Origin of the sequence: Flavivirga eckloniae, assembly GCF_002886045.1 — a bacterium.
Taxonomy (GTDB): domain Bacteria; phylum Bacteroidota; class Bacteroidia; order Flavobacteriales; family Flavobacteriaceae; genus Flavivirga; species Flavivirga eckloniae.
Genome location: NZ_CP025791.1, coordinates 1,792,542 through 1,811,366, shown reverse-complemented (window position 1 = coordinate 1,811,366; position 18,825 = coordinate 1,792,542). Strand labels below are relative to the sequence as shown.

The window sequence follows — 18,825 nt, the reverse complement described above, 5'->3', positions numbered from 1 at the left end:
AAAGAGGCAGAGGGAAATGAAAAAAAGCATTTATAACATATTAAAAGGAACTTTTTTAGTTAGTGATGACTCCTTTAAAAATTGGAGGTTCATCATTTTTATTTCTGTTTTGGCTATTGTAATGATAGCGAGTTCGCATAGCGCAGATAAAAAAGTATATGAAATTGCTCGATTAAAAAATGAGGTTAAGGAAATGCGTTCGGCATTTGTAGATGGTCGTTCCCGGCTCATGAAACTTAAAATGGAATCGAGGGTTATCCGAAAAATGAAAGAAAAAGGGATGGCGCCTTCGGTGATTCCGCCCAAAAAGATAAAAGTAAAATCTAAAAAATAAAGTGAGCCCTTGGCAGTAAACGAAAAAGGCATATTAAACCGATTGTATTTTATAGCAGGATGTATGTTCGTCTTCGGGCTTGCTGTAATGTTTAAGTTGCTAAGCATACAGTTTTTGCAAGGTGATCAATATCGCGCTTTAGTAGATAAGAGGGATATTAAAAACGTAACCATACCAGCTAACAGAGGTAATGTGTATGCTGATGATGGGAGTTTATTGGCGACTTCTATTCCAAAATATAATATTGCTATAGATGCAGTAACGTCAGGTAATAAAACATTTGAAGAATTTATAAAACCATTATGCGATTCGCTTTCTGGATATTTGGGTAAGCCATCAAGCTATTACGAAAGAGAGCTGAGGAAAGCAAGGAAGAATAGAAATCAATACTACTTATTAGTCAAAAATATCACTTACACAGATTATGTTCGGTTTAGAAATTTCCCGCTTTTAAAGCTTGGGGCTATTTCTGGTGGATTGATTGTTGAACAAACTACAAAGCGTGAGTTTCCTATGGGAGAGATTGCAAGACGTACGATTGGGTATGAGCGATTCGATGACCAGGGCAATGTAACCAGACCAGGTATTGATGGTGCTTTTGGCGTGAAATACTTAAGAGGTACAGATGGGTTAAGAAAAAAACAAAAAATTGGGAATGGTAAGTGGAAACCCATGACCGATTTTAATCATGTAGAGCCAAAAGATGGTTATGATGTGTACACTACGATAGATGTAAATATACAAGATATTGCGCACCACGCATTAAAAGAGCAGTTAGATAAATATAAGGCAGATCATGGTTGTGTAGTTGTTATGGAAACTAAAACAGGAGAGATTAAAGCCATTTCTAATTTAGGTAGAAACAAAAAAGGGGTGTACTACGAGCGATTAAATTATGCTGTAGGAGAAAGCCATGAGTCGGGTTCTACTTTTAAATTAATGGCGTTAGCTGCTGCTTTAGAAGATAAGGTAGTTGATACCAGTGATGTTGTGGATACAGAAAAAGGGGTGCTTACTTTTTATGGAAAAAAAGTGCGCGATTCTAAATATGGGGGCTATGGGAAAATATCAGTTTCCGAAGCTTTTGAAGTATCATCGAATACAGGAATAGTTAAAGCGATACATCAGGCTTATAAGAAAAAACCAAGCGAATTTGTCGATAGACTCTATGATATGAGTTTAAATCGAAAACTAGGCTTATCTATTATAGGTGAGCCAGAGCCTATAATTCCAGATCCGAGAATTAAAAACGGACGCTGGAGTGGTATTGCGCTGCAGTGGATGGCTTACGGTTATGGCGTGTCGTTTACACCGTTACAAACACTAACATTTTATAATGCAGTCGCCAATAATGGTGAAATGGTAAAGCCTAAATTTTTAAAAGAAGTTAAAGAGTTTGATAATGTGATTGTGCCTTATAAAAAGGAGGTCATTAATAGAAGCATTTGTTCCAAAGAAACAATTACTAAGCTGCAACAATTATTAAAAAATGTAGTAGAGAAAAAACACGGAACGGGTCATAGACTGTATTCTAAGAATTTTTCTATGGCAGGAAAAACAGGTACGTGTCAAAAAGATTATAAAAACAAAGAAAAACTGAATTATATCTCGTCGTTTGCAGGGTATTTTCCCGCAGACAACCCAAAGTATTCATGTATTGTGGTTATACATGAGCCTGATAGAGAGGTAGGGTATTATGGGGCGGATGTGTCTGGTCCGGTTTTTAAAAAAATTGCACAAAAAATATTTATAGATACGCCGCTAATAAATGAGATTAACTCACTTGACGTGAAAATTGCGGCAGTAGAAAAAGAATATGAAACCTTTTACGATACAGCAGGAACCTACAGAACAATCATGCCGAACGTAGTGGGCTTACCTGTTATGGATGCCTTGGCGCTTTTGGAGAATATGGAGGTAGATGTAAAGGTTGAGCTTGATGGTAGCGGTATTGTAGAAGCGCAGTCTGTTAGTAAAAATGTAAAGTTAAAAAAGAATCAAACCATAGTGTTAAAAGCCTCATGATAGCATTAAAAGACATATTGTACAAGGTAACTCTCGATACTGTAGTAGGTAGTACAGGTATCAATATTGGTGCTATCGATTTCGATTCTCGAAACATTGAGAATGGTGATTTATTTGTTGCTATTCGAGGAAGTGTGGTCGATGGTCATGATTTTATTGATAAGGCGATTAAGAACGGAGCTGTGGGAGTTGTTTGTGAAGCCTTGCCAGAAAATTTAGTTGATGGTATTACTTATGTAGAGGTAGATAACTCCAGTAAAGCTTTGGCTTTTATGGGGGCTAATTATTATAATGCGCCTTCCGAAAATTTAAAACTAGTTGGTGTAACAGGTACTAATGGAAAGACTACGGTTGCCAGTTTATTGTATCAATTGTTTAAAAAAGCTGGTTACAAAGTTGGGTTATTATCAACAGTGAGAATAATGGTTGATAATACGGAATATAAAGCTACGCATACAACTCCGGATTCATTAACTATAAACAAGTATTTAAAGGACATGAATGATGTGGGGGTTGAGTTTTGCTTTATGGAGGTAAGCTCTCATGGGATTCACCAGTATAGAACAGAAGGATTGCATTTTGAAGGCGGGATATTTACCAATCTGTCTCACGATCATTTAGACTACCATAAAACATTTGCAGAATACAGAGATGTTAAGAAAAAGTTTTTTGATGGACTTTCAAAAAAAGCTTTTGCGCTGGTCAATATAGATGATAAGAATGGGCTTGTAATGTTGCAAAATACGAAGGCTCGAAAACTTACCTATGCTTTAAAAGACTATGCTGATTATAAAGCTCAGATTCTAGAAAATCAGTTTAGTGGTTTGCTGCTTAAGGTGAATGATAGTGAGGTTTGGACGAGGCTTATTGGGAGTTTTAATGCATATAACGTATTGGCAATTTACGCTACCGCAGAATTGTTAGGCTTAGAAAGAGTTGAAATATTACGCTTAGTAAGCGAACTGGATAATGTAAGCGGCCGATTCCAGTATTTTGTATCAGATGGAGTTACAACGATAATAGATTATGCGCATACCCCGGATGCATTGAAGAATGTGCTTGAGACCATTAATAGTATTCGAACCAAAAACGAAGAATTAATAACGGTAGTAGGTTGTGGAGGTGATAGGGATAAAACCAAGCGGCCAAAAATGGGACATATAGCTTCGGCTTTAAGTACGAAGGTCATTTTTACAAGCGATAACCCGCGTAGTGAAGTTCCAGAAGAGATTCTTAAAGATATTGAGAAAGGCGTTGAGCCTCAAAATTATAAAAAAACACTAACCATTGTCGACAGAAAGCAGGCTATAAAAGCAGCCTGTCAGTTGGCAGAACCTAATGATATCATTCTAATAGCAGGAAAGGGTCATGAAACATATCAGGAGATTAAAGGCGAACGCTTTGATTTTGATGATTATAAAATAGCACAAGAACTTTTAAAGCAAATACAAAAATAGGAGCATGTTGTATTATCTATTCGATTATTTAGAAAAACAGTTTCAGTTTCCTGGGGCAACACTTTTTGGTTTTTTAACCTTTAGGGCTGCTTTGGCGATGATTTTGTCGCTGCTTATTTCGACAATATATGGAAAACGGATTATACGTTTTTTACAAAAACAACAAGTAGGCGAAACTATCAGGGATTTAGGATTAGAAGGACAGCAAGAAAAAGCAGGAACACCAACCATGGGAGGAATTATCATTATCCTCTCTACGTTAATACCGGTGCTGTTATTGGCTGAATTGGAAAATATTTACATCATTTTACTAATAATAACCACGCTTTGGATGGGGACTATTGGTTTTGTTGACGATTATATTAAAAAGTTTAAAAATGATAAAGAAGGATTAAAAGGAAAATTCAAGATTCTAGGGCAAGTAGGGCTTGGTATTATAGTAGGCGCGACTTTGTTTTTTCATTCAGACGTTACCATAAAAGAAAAGCTTCCAGTTGAAGTTCAGCAGGAAATACTGGCAGAAGATGCAAATGCTACACCCTCCAAGCTTTTTAAGGAAGAAGCGAAATCTACCAAAACAACCATTCCTTTTGTAAAAGGAAATGAGTTTGATTATGCTAAACTGGTTACCTGGATAAGTCCAGGTTTAGAGAAATATGCCTGGATCGTTTTCATTATAATAACCATTTTTATTATAACAGCAGTTTCAAATGGAGCAAACCTAACAGATGGTATAGATGGGTTGGCAGCAGGAACTTCGGCAATAATAGCGCTCACTTTAGGCATATTTGCATGGGTTTCTGGTAACATCATTTTTTCAGACTATCTCAATATCATGTATATACCCGATGTAGAAGAAATAACCATATATATCACTGCTTTTGTTGGAGCGTTAATAGGGTTTTTGTGGTACAATACATTTCCGGCACAAGTTTTTATGGGGGATACCGGTAGTTTAACCATTGGAGGTATTATTGCGGTTATAGCTATAGCGGTACGTAAAGAGTGGTTAATTCCAGTGCTATGTGGCATCTTTCTAGCCGAAAATTTGTCGGTGGTTATGCAGGTGAGCTGGTTTAAGTATACTAAGAAAAAATATGGAGAAGGACGTCGCATTTTTAGAATGTCGCCGTTGCATCATCACTATCAAAAAAAAGGATATCACGAAAGTAAAATCGTAACCCGATTTTGGATTATAGGCATTCTGTTAGCGATTCTTTCAATAGTAACATTGAAAATAAGATAGTATGTGATTCCTGCGAAGGCGGGAATCTCATAATTGTGAAAAAAGAAATAGAGCTGAGAAAAGTGATAAAAGAAATTTATATAAAAACAATTGATAAAAACAGAGTGGTAAGTCCTTACCCTTTGGGGAAGGATTTAGGATGGGGCGTTTAGTCATATTAGGAGGAGGAGAAAGTGGCATAGGTACAGCGCTTTTGGGGAAAGAAAAAGGGTATGACGTTTTTGTTTCCGATAAAGGAAAAATAAAAGAGAAATATAAACAAGTTCTTATACATAATGAGATTGAATGGGAAGAAGAAAAGCATTCTGAAGGAAAAATTCTGAATGCCGATGTCGTTATGAAAAGCCCGGGAATTCCAGATAAAGTGCCTTTGGTAAAACAAATTCGTGACAAAGGCATATTAGTAGTGTCAGAAATTGAATTTGCATCAAAGTTTACTCAAGCTACTATAGTAGGAATAACAGGAAGTAATGGAAAAACCACAACCGCCTCCTTAGCGCACCATATTTTAAAACAAGAATTAAATGTGGGCTTAGCGGGTAACATAGGGGATAGTTTTGCCAAACAGGTTTTGGAAGAAGGCTTTGAAAATTACGTGTTGGAGATTAGCAGTTTTCAGTTAGATGATATTGTCGATTTTAAGCCGCATATAGGTGTAATTACAAATATAACGCCCGATCATTTAGATCGGTACGACTATCAATTTGAAAAGTATATCGCTTCAAAATTTAGAATAGCTATGAATCAAACTAAAGATGATTATTTGATTTATGACGCAGATGATGAAGTTATAGTGAATTACCTGGAAAACAACCCAGTTCAATCAACATTACTGCCATTTTCTTTAACAAAACAAGTAGAAAATGGCGCGTATTTAGACGACAATAAAATAATAATAACAATAAACACCAACCAAATAATTATGCCAACAACAAACTTAACACTAGAAGGAAAACACAATGTGAAAAATGCTATGGCTGCTTCAACAGTCTCACATTTGTTAAGGATTAGAAAACAAACTATAAGAGAAAGCTTAGAGAGCTTTCAAGGTGTTGAGCACCGCTTGGAACAGGTTTTAAAGATTAATAAAGTACAATATATAAACGATTCCAAAGCTACTAATGTAAATGCTACATATTACGCTTTAGAAAGTATGGATGCGCCAACGGTTTGGATTGTTGGGGGAGAAGACAAAGGCAATAATTACGAAGAGTTATTCTCTTTTGTAAACGAAAAAGTAAAAGCGATTATTTGCTTGGGAGTCGATAATGATAAGCTCATGAAAACATTTGGTGGTATGGTCGATTTCATTATAGAAACACAGTTTATGAGTGAAGCAGTAAAAATTGCTTATAAGCTTACAGAGGCAGGAGATAATGTATTGTTGTCGCCGGCATGTGCAAGTTTTGATTTATTTGAAAGCTATGAAGATAGAGGGCGTCAATTTAAAGACGCCGTTAGAAACTTATAATAAACTAAAAACTCATTCCCTTGGTTGCTGAGCGTAGTCGAAGGAAAGGCAGGAATTCAATATTAATAAAAAATATAACTAAAAAACTCCTTCCTTTTTTAAAGGAAGGTGGGTTTATTCCGATTGTTATCGGAATAAAGTCGGAAGGATAAATAGAATGCAAACAGTATTTAAAAACATAAAAGGAGATAGGTTGATCTGGGCAATAGTAACGTTGTTGGCCATAGCTTCATTTTTGCCTGTTTATAGCGCTGCTAGCGATTTAGCATACGATAAATACGACGGAAATACATTTATCTCATTTGTAAAGCATTTTGTGCATTTGTTTTTAGGTTTTGCAATAATGTATGGGGTTCATAAAATCCCTTATAGATATTTTAGAGGGTTGTCTTTAGTGGCGATTCCTATAGTTTTAATGTTACTGGTAATTACCATGTTGCAAGGCACTGTAGTAGGAGGAGCCAGTGCTAGTAGATGGATTAAAATACCTATTGTGGGTATGTCTTTTCAAACATCAGCCTTGGCTTCAGTAGTACTCATGGTTTATGTAGCGCGATATATGTCTAAAATTAAGGATGTTAATATCACATTAAAGAAATCTGTTTTGCCGCTTTGGATGCCTGTTTTCTTTGTATTGGCACTAATACTACCATCAAATTTTTCAACAGCAGCCATTATTTTTCTAATGGTAATATTCTTGGTTTTTCTAGGTGGATACCCTGTACGCTATTTGGGCGTTATTTTAGGCTCTGGTTTTTTGGCTTTAATGCTTTTTGTAATGTTCGCCAAATTAACCTCTGGACCAATACATGTTAAGGTAAATACCTGGGAAAATAGAATTAAAAATTACTCGAATAATAAAGATACAGAGGCAGATTATCAAATAGAAAAAGCAAAAATAGCCATAGCATCTGGTAAAGTATTTGGTGTTGGACCAGGTAAGAGTATTCAAAAACATGCTTTGCCACAATCGTCATCAGATTTCATTTTTGCTATTATAATAGAAGAATATGGGTTGATAGGAGGTTTTACAATACTCATTCTTTACTTATGGTTATTGTTTAGAATTGTTATCGTGTCCCAAAAATCCGATACCATATTTGGTAAGCTTTTGGTGCTTGGTGTTGGTATTCCAATAGTGTTTCAAGCACTAATAAATATGGCTGTGGCTGTAGAACTGTTTCCGGTAACAGGACAAACATTACCGTTGATAAGTAGTGGAGGTACATCTATATGGATGACATGTTTAGCACTAGGAATTATTTTGAGTGTAAGCGCCAAACGAGAAGAAATTAAAAATCAAGAAATAAAAGAAAATAATCCGCTGGAAATTCTATCGGAAACCATTTGATTTTGGATGTGAAATTTTTGAATCACAATTTAAGAAGTGAAACAGGTATTAAAAAATATAACAAATAAATATATAGAAGGTAATGAGGCGTCAATAATAGTAGTGGCATCCGTAAAAGTAATGCTTAATCGTAAATCGTAATTAAAAATCGTGAATCAAAAATACAGAATCATATTATCTGGAGGAGGAACAGGAGGACATATCTACCCGGCCATTGCTATTGCGAATGAGCTAAAGTCTCGTTTTCCTGATGCTGAGTTTTTGTTTGTAGGGGCAAAGGATAGAATGGAGATGGAAAAAGTGCCGCAAGCAGGATATGATATTAAAGGGCTCTGGATTTCTGGAATTCAGCGTAAGTTAACTTTAAGAAATCTGGCATTTCCTTTTAAGTTAATAAGTAGTATTTGGAAAGCGAGAAGTATCATACGGTCATTTAAACCAGACGTTGCCATAGGAACCGGTGGATTTGCCAGTGGTCCATTGTTATATGTAGCGGCATCAAAGAGAATTCCAAGTTTAATACAAGAACAAAATTCGTATCCTGGAATTACTAATAAGCTGTTATCTAAAAAAACACAAAAAATATGTGTGGCATATGATGGTTTGGAACGGTTTTTTCCAAAAGAAAAAATTATAAAAACAGGAAACCCGGTGCGTCAGGATTTATTGGATATAGATAGCAAAGCGGTAGATGCTAAAAACTTCTTTAATCTTAAACACGGAAAGTATACACTTTTGGTGTTGGGTGGTAGCCTGGGGGCAAGAAGAATAAACGAGCTGATTGAGGAAGAATTGGATTTTCTAGATACGCAAAACGTTCAGGTGATATGGCAGTGTGGGAAGTTGTATTATCAGCAGTACAAAATATACAATAACACAAATAACGTACAGGTTTACGAGTTTTTAAATAATATGGATTTTGCCTACGCGGCGGCAGATATAATCATATCAAGAGCTGGTGCGAGCTCAGTTTCGGAGTTATGTATTGTAGGTAAGCCAGTTATTTTTATACCATCTCCCAATGTGGCAGAGAACCATCAAACAAAAAATGCGATGGCGATTGTAGATAATGATGCGGCTATGATAATTAAAGAAGCCGATTTAGATGTCGATTTCAAAAATAAGTTCTCTCAGCTTATAGCATCAACCGAAAAACAAAAGGAGTTGGGGACTAACATTAAAAAAATGGCATTGGTAAATGCCACAACAGAAATAGTAGATGAAGTTGAAAAGCTTCTAAAAAAGAAATAAATATAAAGGATTCCTGTATGTACAGGAACAATTAAATGAATTTAAAAAGCATACATAACATTTATTTTATAGGCATCGGCGGTATTGGGATGAGTGCTTTGGCGCGCTATTTTCATGCCAACAATAAATGTGTGGCGGGGTATGATAAAACCCAAACTGAAATAACCGATGGTTTGATGGCTTTGGGTATGGAAGTTCATTTTGAAGATTTGGTGGATAATATTCCTAAATCATTTTTAAATAAAGAAAACACCTTGGTTGTGTATACACCAGCAATCCCCAAAGAACATCAGGAATTAAAGTATTTTAATACTAATGGATATCGGGTGTTAAAACGTTCTCAGATGTTAGGCTTGATAACAGAAAACACATTTTGTTTAGCTGTTGCAGGTACGCATGGAAAAACGACAACAACAAGCATTTTGGGGCACTTAATGTATGAAAGCGGAGTGCCTTTAACAGCTTTTCTGGGAGGAATTAGTGAAAATTACGATTCTAATTTAATACTTAAGGGTACAGAGGTTTCGGTAGTAGAAGCAGATGAATTTGATCGTTCTTTTTTAACATTGTCTCCAGATATGGCTTGCATTACATCAATGGATGCCGACCATTTAGATATTTATGGAGAAGCTTCAGAATTAAAGAAAACGTTTGAAGATTTTTCAAAAAGACTTAAGCCTAACGGAACATTGTTTGTTAGAAATGGATTGCCTTTACAAGGTGTAACTTATGGTATAGAGGACGATTCGGATTATGTTATTCAAAATATAACAATAGAAAATGGTACTTATGTTTTTGACGTAAAAACACCAAAAACGGTGCTAGAAGGTTTACGATTCAATCTACCGGGCAGACACAATTTGTTAAACGCCCTAATAGCTTTAACGATGGCTATTGAGTATGGTTGTTCTCACCAACAATTGGCTAAAGGGTTAGAGTCTTATAAAGGGGTTAAACGCAGATTTACATATCATATAAAAACAAATGATTTGGTTTTTATTGACGATTATGCGCATCACCCAGAAGAAATTAATGCTGTGCATCAGGCTGTTAGGGAGATGTATCCCAAAGAAACCGTGTTGGCCATTTTTCAGCCTCATTTATACAGTAGAACCCGCGATTTTGCAAACGATTTTGCTAAAAGTCTATCGCAGTTCGATGAATTGTTATTGCTAGATATTTACCCAGCGAGAGAGCTGCCAATAGAAGGGGTGACGTCTGCATGGTTGTTAAATAAGATAGAACATGAGAATAAACAGTTGGTAAGTAAAAAAGAGCTACTGCCAGCTATACACCGTAGTAATGCGAAAATAGTATTAACTATTGGAGCAGGAGATATAGGAGAACAAGTAAAATATATTAAAAAAGAATTAACCATTGCGAATTAATTGGAATTACATAAAGATGACCGTTTTATTAGGGTTAGTGATTTTTTTGTTCGCTTTTGCGTCTCAAAGAAATGCTCTTAGAAAGATTTCGGATCCCAAGGTTAAATTTATAGGAGAAAATAGCCTTTACGTTACTAACGAAGCTGTTAGTAAATTGTTAATACAAAATTATGGCGGTGTTAAAAATGTACCTAAAGAAACTTTAGATTTGAATAACCTAGAAAATGCTCTAAAATCTAATCCGATGATAAAAAAGGCAGAAGTGTATCTTGCTGTAAATGGTACACTTAATGCTGAAATAGAACAAAGAACCCCTATTGCGCGCGTGAGTACAAATGCCTCTTATTATATTGATGGCGAAGGTTTATATATGCCTTTGTCTACTAATTATTCAGCTAGAGTACCATTGGTAACTGGGTATGTAGAAAAGAATAAATTAAAAAGTATCTATAAGGTTGCAAAAAAAATTAGAAACGATGAATTCTTAAAAAAGCATGTCATAGAAATTCATCAAAGTAGGAACAAAAGTCTTTATTTAAAATTAAGACAATGCCCTTTTATAGTACAATTAGGCGATGTGAGTTTTTTAGATAAGAAGATTAATAATTTAAAGGCGTTTTATCAAAAAAATCTAAAAGAGAAAACATTTAATAATTATAGCAAAATCAATTTGCAGTTTGACAACCAAGTAATATGTACCAAAAGATAAGCCATGGAGCATAATTTAGCAGTAGGATTAGATATAGGAACCACAAAGATTGTGGCCATGATTGGTCGTAAAAATGAATACGGCAAAGTTGAAATTTTAGGAATAGGCAAATCTAAAAGCTTAGGTGTGCACCGTGGTGTCGTAAATAATATTACACAAACAATTCAGTCTATACAACAAGCCGTTCAAGAAGCAGAAGCATCTGCCGAAATGAAAATAAAAGGTGTAACCGTTGGTATAGCAGGACAGCACATAAGAAGTTTACAACACAGCGATTATATAACAAGACCCAACTCTGAGCATGTTATAGATGATGAGGATATAGATAGATTAATAAATCAGGTACATAAGCTAGTTATGTTGCCTGGTGAAGAAATTATTCATGTATTGCCTCAAGAATATAAAGTAGATGGGCAAGCAGAAATAAAAGAACCTATAGGCATGTATGGCGGCCGTTTAGAGGCCAATTTTCATGTTGTTGTGGGACAGGTATCTTCTATTCGGAATATTGGGCGTTGTGTACAAAGTGCGGGTTTAAACTTAGAAGGTATTACGTTAGAGCCGTTGGCTTCTGCCAATGCAGTTTTAAGTCAAGAAGAAAAAGAAGCAGGTGTAGCGCTTATCGACATAGGAGGTGGTACAACAGACTTGGCCATTTTTAGAGACGGTATTATTCGTCATACCGCTGTAATTCCTTTTGGAGGTAACGTGATTACAGAAGATATAAAAGAAGGCTGTTCCATTATTGAAAAACAAGCCGAATTATTAAAAATAAAATTTGGTTCTGCATGGCCGGGGGAAAATAAGGATAACGAAATAGTGTCCATACCAGGTTTGCGAGGTAGAGAACCAAAAGAAATTACATTAAAAAATCTCTCAAAAATAATTCATGCGCGTGTTGTTGAAATTATTGAACAGGTATATGTTGAAATTAAGAATTACGGACACGAAGAACAAAAGAAAAAATTAATAGCCGGTATTGTATTAACTGGTGGAGGTAGTCAGTTAAAACATTTAAAACAATTAGTAGAATATATAACCGGAATGGATACCAGAATAGGGTATCCAAATGAGCATTTAGCGGGAGATAGTGATGGCGATATAACAAGTCCGTTGTATGCCACTGCTGTAGGATTGGTTTTAGACGGCCTAAAACGACAAGACAGGAAAAAGCTAGAAGAAATCGAGATTGAGAATGAAAAAGAAGAGGATCAATCTGCAGAAGAAGTTCAAGAAAAACCTATAAAAGAACGACGTTCTTTTCTAGATAAATTAACAGAGCGCGTTAAAGATTTTTTAGATAACGCAGAATAAGTAGCTAAAGCATTAAAACTGTTTGCTAACCAGTTTTAATGACCTAGCGAGATAGTATAATAAATCCATTGAATAAAAAAATAAAGTATAAAACCTCAGTAAAATAGAATTTATGAGCAGCAAAGAAGAATTCGAAAGTATTTCATTTGATTTGCCTAAAAATCAATCAAATGTTATTAAAGTTATTGGCGTTGGAGGAGGTGGCAGCAATGCCATTAATCATATGTTCCAACAAGGTATTAAGGGTGTTGATTTTTACATATGTAATACCGATGCGCAAGCACTACAAAATAGTGGTGTTCCTAACAAGATTCAATTAGGGGTTAACCTTACTGAAGGGTTAGGAGCAGGAGCAAATCCAGATATTGGAGAGCAATCTGCAGTTGAAAGTTTTGATGATATTTCGCAAATGTTGGATTGCAATACCAAGATGGTATTTATTACCGCAGGAATGGGCGGTGGTACTGGTACCGGAGCTGCACCGATTATTGCCAAAATGGCTAGAGAAAAAGAAATCCTAACCGTAGGTATTGTAACTATGCCATTTCAGTTTGAAGGTAGAATGCGTATTGAGCAATCCCAAAAAGGGATTGAAAAGTTAAGAGATGTTGTAGATTCTTTAATTGTAATAAATAACAATAAACTTCGTGAGGTTTATGGTAATCTTGGTTTTAAAGCAGGATTCTCTAAAGCCGACGAAGTATTATCAACCGCTGCTCGTGGTATAGCCGAAGTTATTACACATCACTACACACAAAATATTGATTTACGTGACGCTAAAACCGTATTGAGTAATAGTGGAACTGCCATTATGGGATCTGCCCTAGCATCAGGTCAAAACCGTGCTCAAGATGCGATTCGTAAAGCGCTAGATTCTCCGTTACTAAACGATAATAAAATTACTGGGGCAAAGAATGTTTTATTATTAATTGTTTCTGGATCTCATGAAATTACTATTGATGAGATAGGAGAAATTAATGACCATATTCAAACAGAAGCTGGACATGGTGCGAACATTATTATGGGAGTTGGAGAAGATGAAGCCTTAGAAGAATCTATAGCAGTAACTATTATCGCTACGGGTTTTAATCTTGAACAGCAAAACGAGATTTCTAATACAGAAACTAAAAAAGTGGTGCATTCGCTTAGTGAGGAACAAGATGTGAATACTAAAGAAAAAGAGCCAGTAATTATTGCTCCCACAATTGAACTGGAAGAGAAAAAGGAGGAGCCTATTGTACGTCATACTTTAGATTTAGAAACAGAAGAAGCTGAGGAGCCTCAATTTGAAAAGCGACCAATAAATAAACAAAAACCAGTTGAGTCAATTAATGAGAATATAGACTTAATACCAACCACAGAAATTATTAAAAATATTAATGTGGTATATGATGAGGTAGCTGCTAAAATTGAAGAAGATGACGACGATTTTATCATAAAACCAGTTACACGAATGTCTGATGATGTTGAAGATATAACTGATGTGGAGATTATTTCAGATTATATAGAAGAAGAGCAACAAATTACCTTAACCTTCGATTTACCGCTTTCATCGGGTAACAAAGAAAAGGAGGCGGAAGAAGAAAAGAACAAGGAAGATGTCATATCGCATCAATTAATTGACGATGATATAAAAAAGATACCGGTAAATGATTATGTAGAGCTTATTCCTGTTACAGAAACTAATGAAGACGGAGACATTCGTTATGCGCTGGATGACTATGTTGAGGTTGAATCTTCAATGAACAAAAAACAACCAGAGTCTAATGAGGTTTTAGAGGAAATAGACAATGATATTGTATTTGAAAAGAAGGTAACGGAAGAAGAACCTGCTGTAAAAGAAGAAATAACAGAAGAAGTAGATCCATTGAACAGCCCGATTTCGGAGCTGCTTAAAGAACGCGCAGAAGAGCGCAGACGTAAAATGAAGGACTTTAATTATAAATTCAACAATGCTAAAATTGATGATATAGAAAAAGTGCCTGCATACAAACGTCAAGGTGTTAATTTAGATGAGGCTAAACACTCTTCCGAAACTGATATGTCGAGAACCAGTATTGGTTTGGATGATAACGACGACATACAACTAAGAAGTAATAATTCGTTTTTACACGATAACGTGGACTAAAAAGTATACTGGCCTTACTTAGTTATGAACCCGAAAAGCTTCCCTCAAGTTTTCGGGTTTTCTTTTGAAGTATTAGGTCTGTTTTTTTCATTGTAAAATATGTTTTTTTACTGAAAACCTATTACTGAAGACTGCCCACTTTTTCATATCTTCGCATTCAAATAAAATTTACCATGAGTTTACAACAAGATGTTATGTCTGCTTTAAAAGAAGCAATGAAGGCAAAAGATCAAACAGCTTTAACAGCTCTACGTGCCGTAAAGTCTGCTATTTTGTTAGCACAAACAGAAAGTGGTGCTAAAGAAGATTTAACTGAAGAACAAGAGCTTAAAATACTTCAAAAACAAGTAAAACAACGACGAGATAGTGCTGCTGTTTATACGGAACAAGGTCGTGAAGATTTAGCTGCTCCGGAATTAGCAGAAGCAGATATTATTGCTCAGTTTTTACCTGAAGCCCTAAGCGAAGAGGATATTGAGAAAGTTGTTGTTGCAACCATAGATAAAGTAGGAGCAGAAGGTATGAAGGATATGGGTAAGGTTATGGGTATTGTTAGCAAGGAATTAGCTGGTAAAGCAGATGGTAAAACCATTTCTAATATTGTAAAGGCTAAATTGTCTTAAGTTTTATGTAATTGCTTGTTATTCCTGCGGCATGTGCCGAACTTGTTTCGGTAAAAGGCAAGAATTCACTAGATAAAGCAATGTTTTATAATTTAAAATGACAATTTAAAATATAGAGATCCCTGCTTTTGCAGGGATTTATGGCTGCGTAGTTCAATTGGATAGAATATCAGATTTCGGCTCTGAGGGTTGGGGGTTCGAATCCCTCCGCGGTCACAAATAAACAAAAAAGTGTACGTCAAATCAAGCTTGCTTGAATTTGTAAGTATGCTTTTTTTGTTTTCAGTTGAATTCGAAACAATTCACTAGAAATCACTTTTTATTGCGTTATAATTTCGTCAAAAGAAAGAAGTACTGTAGGAAGGATACTAAAGTTTATAGATCACACATTGTAAAAATTCTAGTAAGATGGTCACTATATTCTAATCCCCATAATAGAATACAAAGATATATATTGAGGTAGTTTTAATTCTTAATTGGTTTAAAAGGGTTTCCTGTTAAATCTACATCAACATCTCCATTAGTGAATTTATCTAACTCTTTAGGAAAACTAGTAAACTGATTAAAGCTTAAATTGATAGTTAATAGCGATGATAATTGCTCTATTTCTTGAGGCAGTGTATGTAATTGGTTTCGAGATAAATCTAATGTTTTTAATTGCTTAAGCCGTCCAATTTCTTTTGGTAGTTCAGTAATTTGGTTTCCTGACAATTCCAAAACTTTTAGTGTTTCAATTTCTCCTATTCCTTTTGGTAATTTAGTAATTTGATTTCCTGAAAACTCCAAAACGTCTAGCATTTTAATTTCTCCTATTCCTTCTGGCAGTTCCTTTAATTGATTGTTATTTATACTTACTCTAAAAAGGTTTGAAAAAGGATTAGAAAAAAAAGATTCAGGTATATTGCTCAACTGGTTATTATCCATGCTTAGTAAGTTTAAGTTGACTAGTTTTGATATCGATTCAGGCATACTGCTCAATAGGTTGTTGTCCAAGTCTAGTGATTCCAAATTAACTAATTTTGATATCGATTCGGGTATACTACGCAACTGGTTGTTCTCCAAGTCCAGTGATTCCAAATCAACTAATTTTGATATCGATTCAGGTATACTACTCAATAGGTTATTATCTAAGTATAGTCCTCTTAAATATTTTAGGTTTCCTATAGACTTGGGAATTTCGTTTAACTGATTATTTTCTAAAGAAAGATACTCTAGCTGTGTAAGTTTTCCAATAGTTACAGGGATTTTGTTTAGCTCATTAGCCTCTAAAAATAAATATTTAAGCTTACTTAAGTTACCTATGCCAGGGTCTATTGATTTAATTTTGGTATTTAATAAACTTAAGTTTTCTAAGTTACTTAAACTATAAATAAATTTTGGTATCTCAGTAATTTTAGTGCCTTCTATTTCTAGGCTTTTTAAATTTTGCAGGCTCTTTATTGTTTCTGGAAGCCCTTTTATGTCTATATATGAAAAATGAACCCACTCTAAATTGGTTAAGGAACCTATTTCTTCAGGAATATTACTTATTGAAATTTCTGATAAATCAGATGGCTCAGAAGTACTTGATATAGGATTATTATCTATGATAATAGGAAGACTAAAATCAGGATTTTTTCCAGCTAAAGATAACCCTACCACTTTGCCATCTCTAACTTGTACACCTTGCCAGGAGGAAATACTTTTGGTAATATCCCAATTTAAATTGTTATCAGGATTTGCATTGTATATGGCAATCAGGACTTCTTTATCTGAAAGAGGTATGTTAGCACCAGCATCAATAATTTGATCATCATTATTACAAGCAGTAAAACAAACACAAATTAAAAAAAAGATACTTTTTATGATAATATGTTTTTTGTACATGGCAAATAAACTTTTAATTGAGGCTAATTAATAGGCTTTATTAAATGCAAAAGTAACTTTAAAAAGTTTTTGACAACCGATTTAGTTTATTTTTTTGTATAAACGTATGTGGCACCCTATAAACATTATTACAAAATTAATATTGTGCTTACGTAGGAAAAGTTTTTTGTTTTAAGAGGAGGTACAACAGGTTCTGACCACGCAGCTAGTTAAGGGACACGATCCACCAACGGGTACATGAAAATTAGAAATGGAGAATTAAATACAAATTTTTAATAAATATTGTCATCATTAAGAAGTATATAAGTGAAAATGATGATAATCAATAATTCTTATCTCTTAATTACTATCTTGAAGAAAAGGGTTTCCTGTTAAATCTATATTAATACCTCCATTAGTTAGTTTTACTAACTCTTTAGGAAAACTAGTAAACTGATTGAAGCTTAAATTGATAGTTTCTAGCGATGTTAATAGCTCTATTTCTTGAGGCAGTGTATGTAATCTGTTATAAGATAAATCTAATGTTTCCAATTGCTTAAGCTGTCCGATTCCTTTTGGTAGTTCAGTAATTTTGTTTACTGACAATTCCAAAACTCTTAGTGTTTCAATCTGTCCTATTCCTTCTGGCAGTTCCTTTAATTGATTATAATTTATGCTTACTTTACCAAGGTTTAAAAAAGGAGCAGAAAAAAAAGATTCAGGTATATTACTCAACTGGTTATAATCCAAACTTAGTAAGTTTAAGTTAACTAATTTTGAAATCGATTCAGGCATATTACTTAACTGGTTATAATCCAAGTATAGTAATTCCAAATTAACTAATTTAGATATCGATTCAGGCATACTACGTAACCGGTTGTTTTCCAAGTTTAGTGATTTCAAATTAACTAATCCTGATATCGATTCAGGTATACTACGCAACAGATTATTATCTAAGTATAGTCCTCTTAAATGTTTTAGGTTTTCAATAGACTTGGGAATTTCGCTTAACTGATTATTTCTTAAAAAAAGATATTCTAGCTGTGTAAGTTTTCCAATACTTATTGGGATTTTGCTTAACCCATTAGCCTCTAAAAATAAACCTTTAAGCTTACTTAAATTGCCTATGCCAGGGTCTATTGATTTAATTTTGGTATTTCTTAAACTTAAAAATTCTAAGTTACTTAAACTATAAATAGATTCTGGTATCTCAGTGATTTTAGTGCCCACAATATCTAGACTCTCTAAATTTTGCAGGTCTTTTATTGTTTCTGGAAGCCCTTTTATGTCTATATGTGAAAAACTAAGCCGCTCTAAATTGGTTAAGCAACCTATTTCTTCAGGAATATGACTTATTGAAATTTCAGATGAATCAGAGGTCTCAGAAGTATTATTATCTATGATGATAATAGGAGAACTAAAACGATCTAAATGTAACTCTACTACTCTACCATCTCTAACTTGTACACCTTGCCAGGAGGAAATACTTTTAGTAATATCCCAATTTAAATTGTTATCAGGATTTGCATTATATATGGCAATAAGAACCTCTTTATCTGAAAGAGGTGTCTTAGCACCAGCATCAATAATTTGATCATCATTATTGCAAGCAGTAAAACAAACACAAATTAAAACAAAGATGTTTTTTATGATAACATGCTTTTTTTGCATAGCGAATAATCT

General features: G+C 34.5%; 14 protein-coding genes and 1 tRNA gene. 13 read left to right on the top strand and 2 right to left on the bottom strand.

Annotated features, from left to right (window positions below; genetic code table 11):
• The first annotated feature begins 16 nt into the window (after positions 1 to 16).
• The 13 genes from C1H87_RS07515 to C1H87_RS07455 all read left to right on the top strand — a co-directional run bounded on the left by C1H87_RS07515 (position 17) and on the right by C1H87_RS07455 (position 15,513).
• Positions 17 to 334: an FtsL-like putative cell division protein gene (locus C1H87_RS07515; protein ID WP_102755222.1), complete on the top strand. Its 318-nt coding sequence runs from the start codon at positions 17 to 19 to the stop codon at positions 332 to 334.
• Positions 335 to 397: 63 nt separating this feature from the next.
• A complete protein-coding gene (locus tag C1H87_RS07510) occupies positions 398 to 2,359 on the top strand; it encodes a penicillin-binding protein (protein WP_102755221.1) in 1,962 nt (653 codons plus the stop codon).
• Positions 2,356 to 3,816 carry a UDP-N-acetylmuramoyl-L-alanyl-D-glutamate--2,6-diaminopimelate ligase gene (locus C1H87_RS07505; RefSeq protein ID WP_102755220.1) on the top strand — a complete coding sequence of 487 codons (1,461 nt, stop codon included), beginning with the start codon at positions 2,356 to 2,358 and terminating at the stop codon, positions 3,814 to 3,816. Before C1H87_RS07510 ends, C1H87_RS07505 begins: the two co-directional genes overlap by 4 nt.
• Positions 3,817 to 3,820: 4 nt before the next feature.
• Entirely contained in the window at positions 3,821 to 5,062 is a 1,242-nt protein-coding gene (gene mraY, locus C1H87_RS07500; RefSeq protein ID WP_102755219.1) for a phospho-N-acetylmuramoyl-pentapeptide-transferase, read from the top strand.
• 139 nt (positions 5,063 to 5,201) lie between these two features.
• Entirely contained in the window at positions 5,202 to 6,533 is a 1,332-nt protein-coding gene (gene murD, locus C1H87_RS07495) for a UDP-N-acetylmuramoyl-L-alanine--D-glutamate ligase (protein WP_102755218.1), read from the top strand.
• A gap of 157 nt (positions 6,534 to 6,690) precedes the next feature.
• Complete coding sequence (locus tag C1H87_RS07490; RefSeq protein ID WP_102755217.1) at positions 6,691 to 7,884, top strand: FtsW/RodA/SpoVE family cell cycle protein; 1,194 nt, start codon at positions 6,691 to 6,693, stop codon at positions 7,882 to 7,884.
• Positions 7,885 to 8,031: 147 nt separating this feature from the next.
• The gene (murG, locus tag C1H87_RS07485; protein ID WP_102755216.1) at positions 8,032 to 9,135 is read left to right on the top strand and encodes an undecaprenyldiphospho-muramoylpentapeptide beta-N-acetylglucosaminyltransferase; all 1,104 of its coding nucleotides are present in this window, start codon (positions 8,032 to 8,034) and stop codon (positions 9,133 to 9,135) included.
• A 35-nt stretch (positions 9,136 to 9,170) separates the two neighbouring features.
• On the top strand, positions 9,171 to 10,523 hold the full coding sequence (gene murC, locus C1H87_RS07480; protein ID WP_102755215.1) for a UDP-N-acetylmuramate--L-alanine ligase: 1,353 nt from the start codon (positions 9,171 to 9,173) through the stop codon (positions 10,521 to 10,523).
• A 16-nt stretch (positions 10,524 to 10,539) separates the two neighbouring features.
• Entirely contained in the window at positions 10,540 to 11,232 is a 693-nt protein-coding gene (locus C1H87_RS07475) for a cell division protein FtsQ/DivIB (protein WP_317048192.1), read from the top strand.
• A gap of 3 nt (positions 11,233 to 11,235) precedes the next feature.
• Positions 11,236 to 12,546, top strand: a complete 1,311-nt coding sequence (gene ftsA / locus C1H87_RS07470; protein WP_102755213.1) for a cell division protein FtsA — start codon at positions 11,236 to 11,238, stop codon at positions 12,544 to 12,546.
• A gap of 112 nt (positions 12,547 to 12,658) precedes the next feature.
• Positions 12,659 to 14,674: a cell division protein FtsZ gene (ftsZ, locus tag C1H87_RS07465; protein WP_102755212.1), complete on the top strand. Its 2,016-nt coding sequence runs from the start codon at positions 12,659 to 12,661 to the stop codon at positions 14,672 to 14,674.
• Positions 14,675 to 14,847: 173 nt separating this feature from the next.
• Positions 14,848 to 15,297: a GatB/YqeY domain-containing protein gene (locus C1H87_RS07460; protein ID WP_102755211.1), complete on the top strand. Its 450-nt coding sequence runs from the start codon at positions 14,848 to 14,850 to the stop codon at positions 15,295 to 15,297.
• A 142-nt stretch (positions 15,298 to 15,439) separates the two neighbouring features.
• Positions 15,440 to 15,513 (top strand) — tRNA-Arg (locus C1H87_RS07455).
• 249 nt (positions 15,514 to 15,762) lie between these two features.
• Here the strand turns inward: C1H87_RS07455 and C1H87_RS07450 are convergent.
• Positions 15,763 to 17,163 (bottom strand): leucine-rich repeat domain-containing protein, encoded by a 1,401-nt coding sequence (locus C1H87_RS07450; protein WP_102755210.1) that lies wholly within the window; start codon positions 17,161 to 17,163, stop codon positions 15,763 to 15,765.
• A gap of 339 nt (positions 17,164 to 17,502) precedes the next feature.
• A complete protein-coding gene (locus C1H87_RS07445; protein WP_102755209.1) occupies positions 17,503 to 18,813 on the bottom strand; it encodes a leucine-rich repeat domain-containing protein in 1,311 nt (436 codons plus the stop codon).
• Between the last annotated feature and the right edge of the window lie 12 nt (positions 18,814 to 18,825).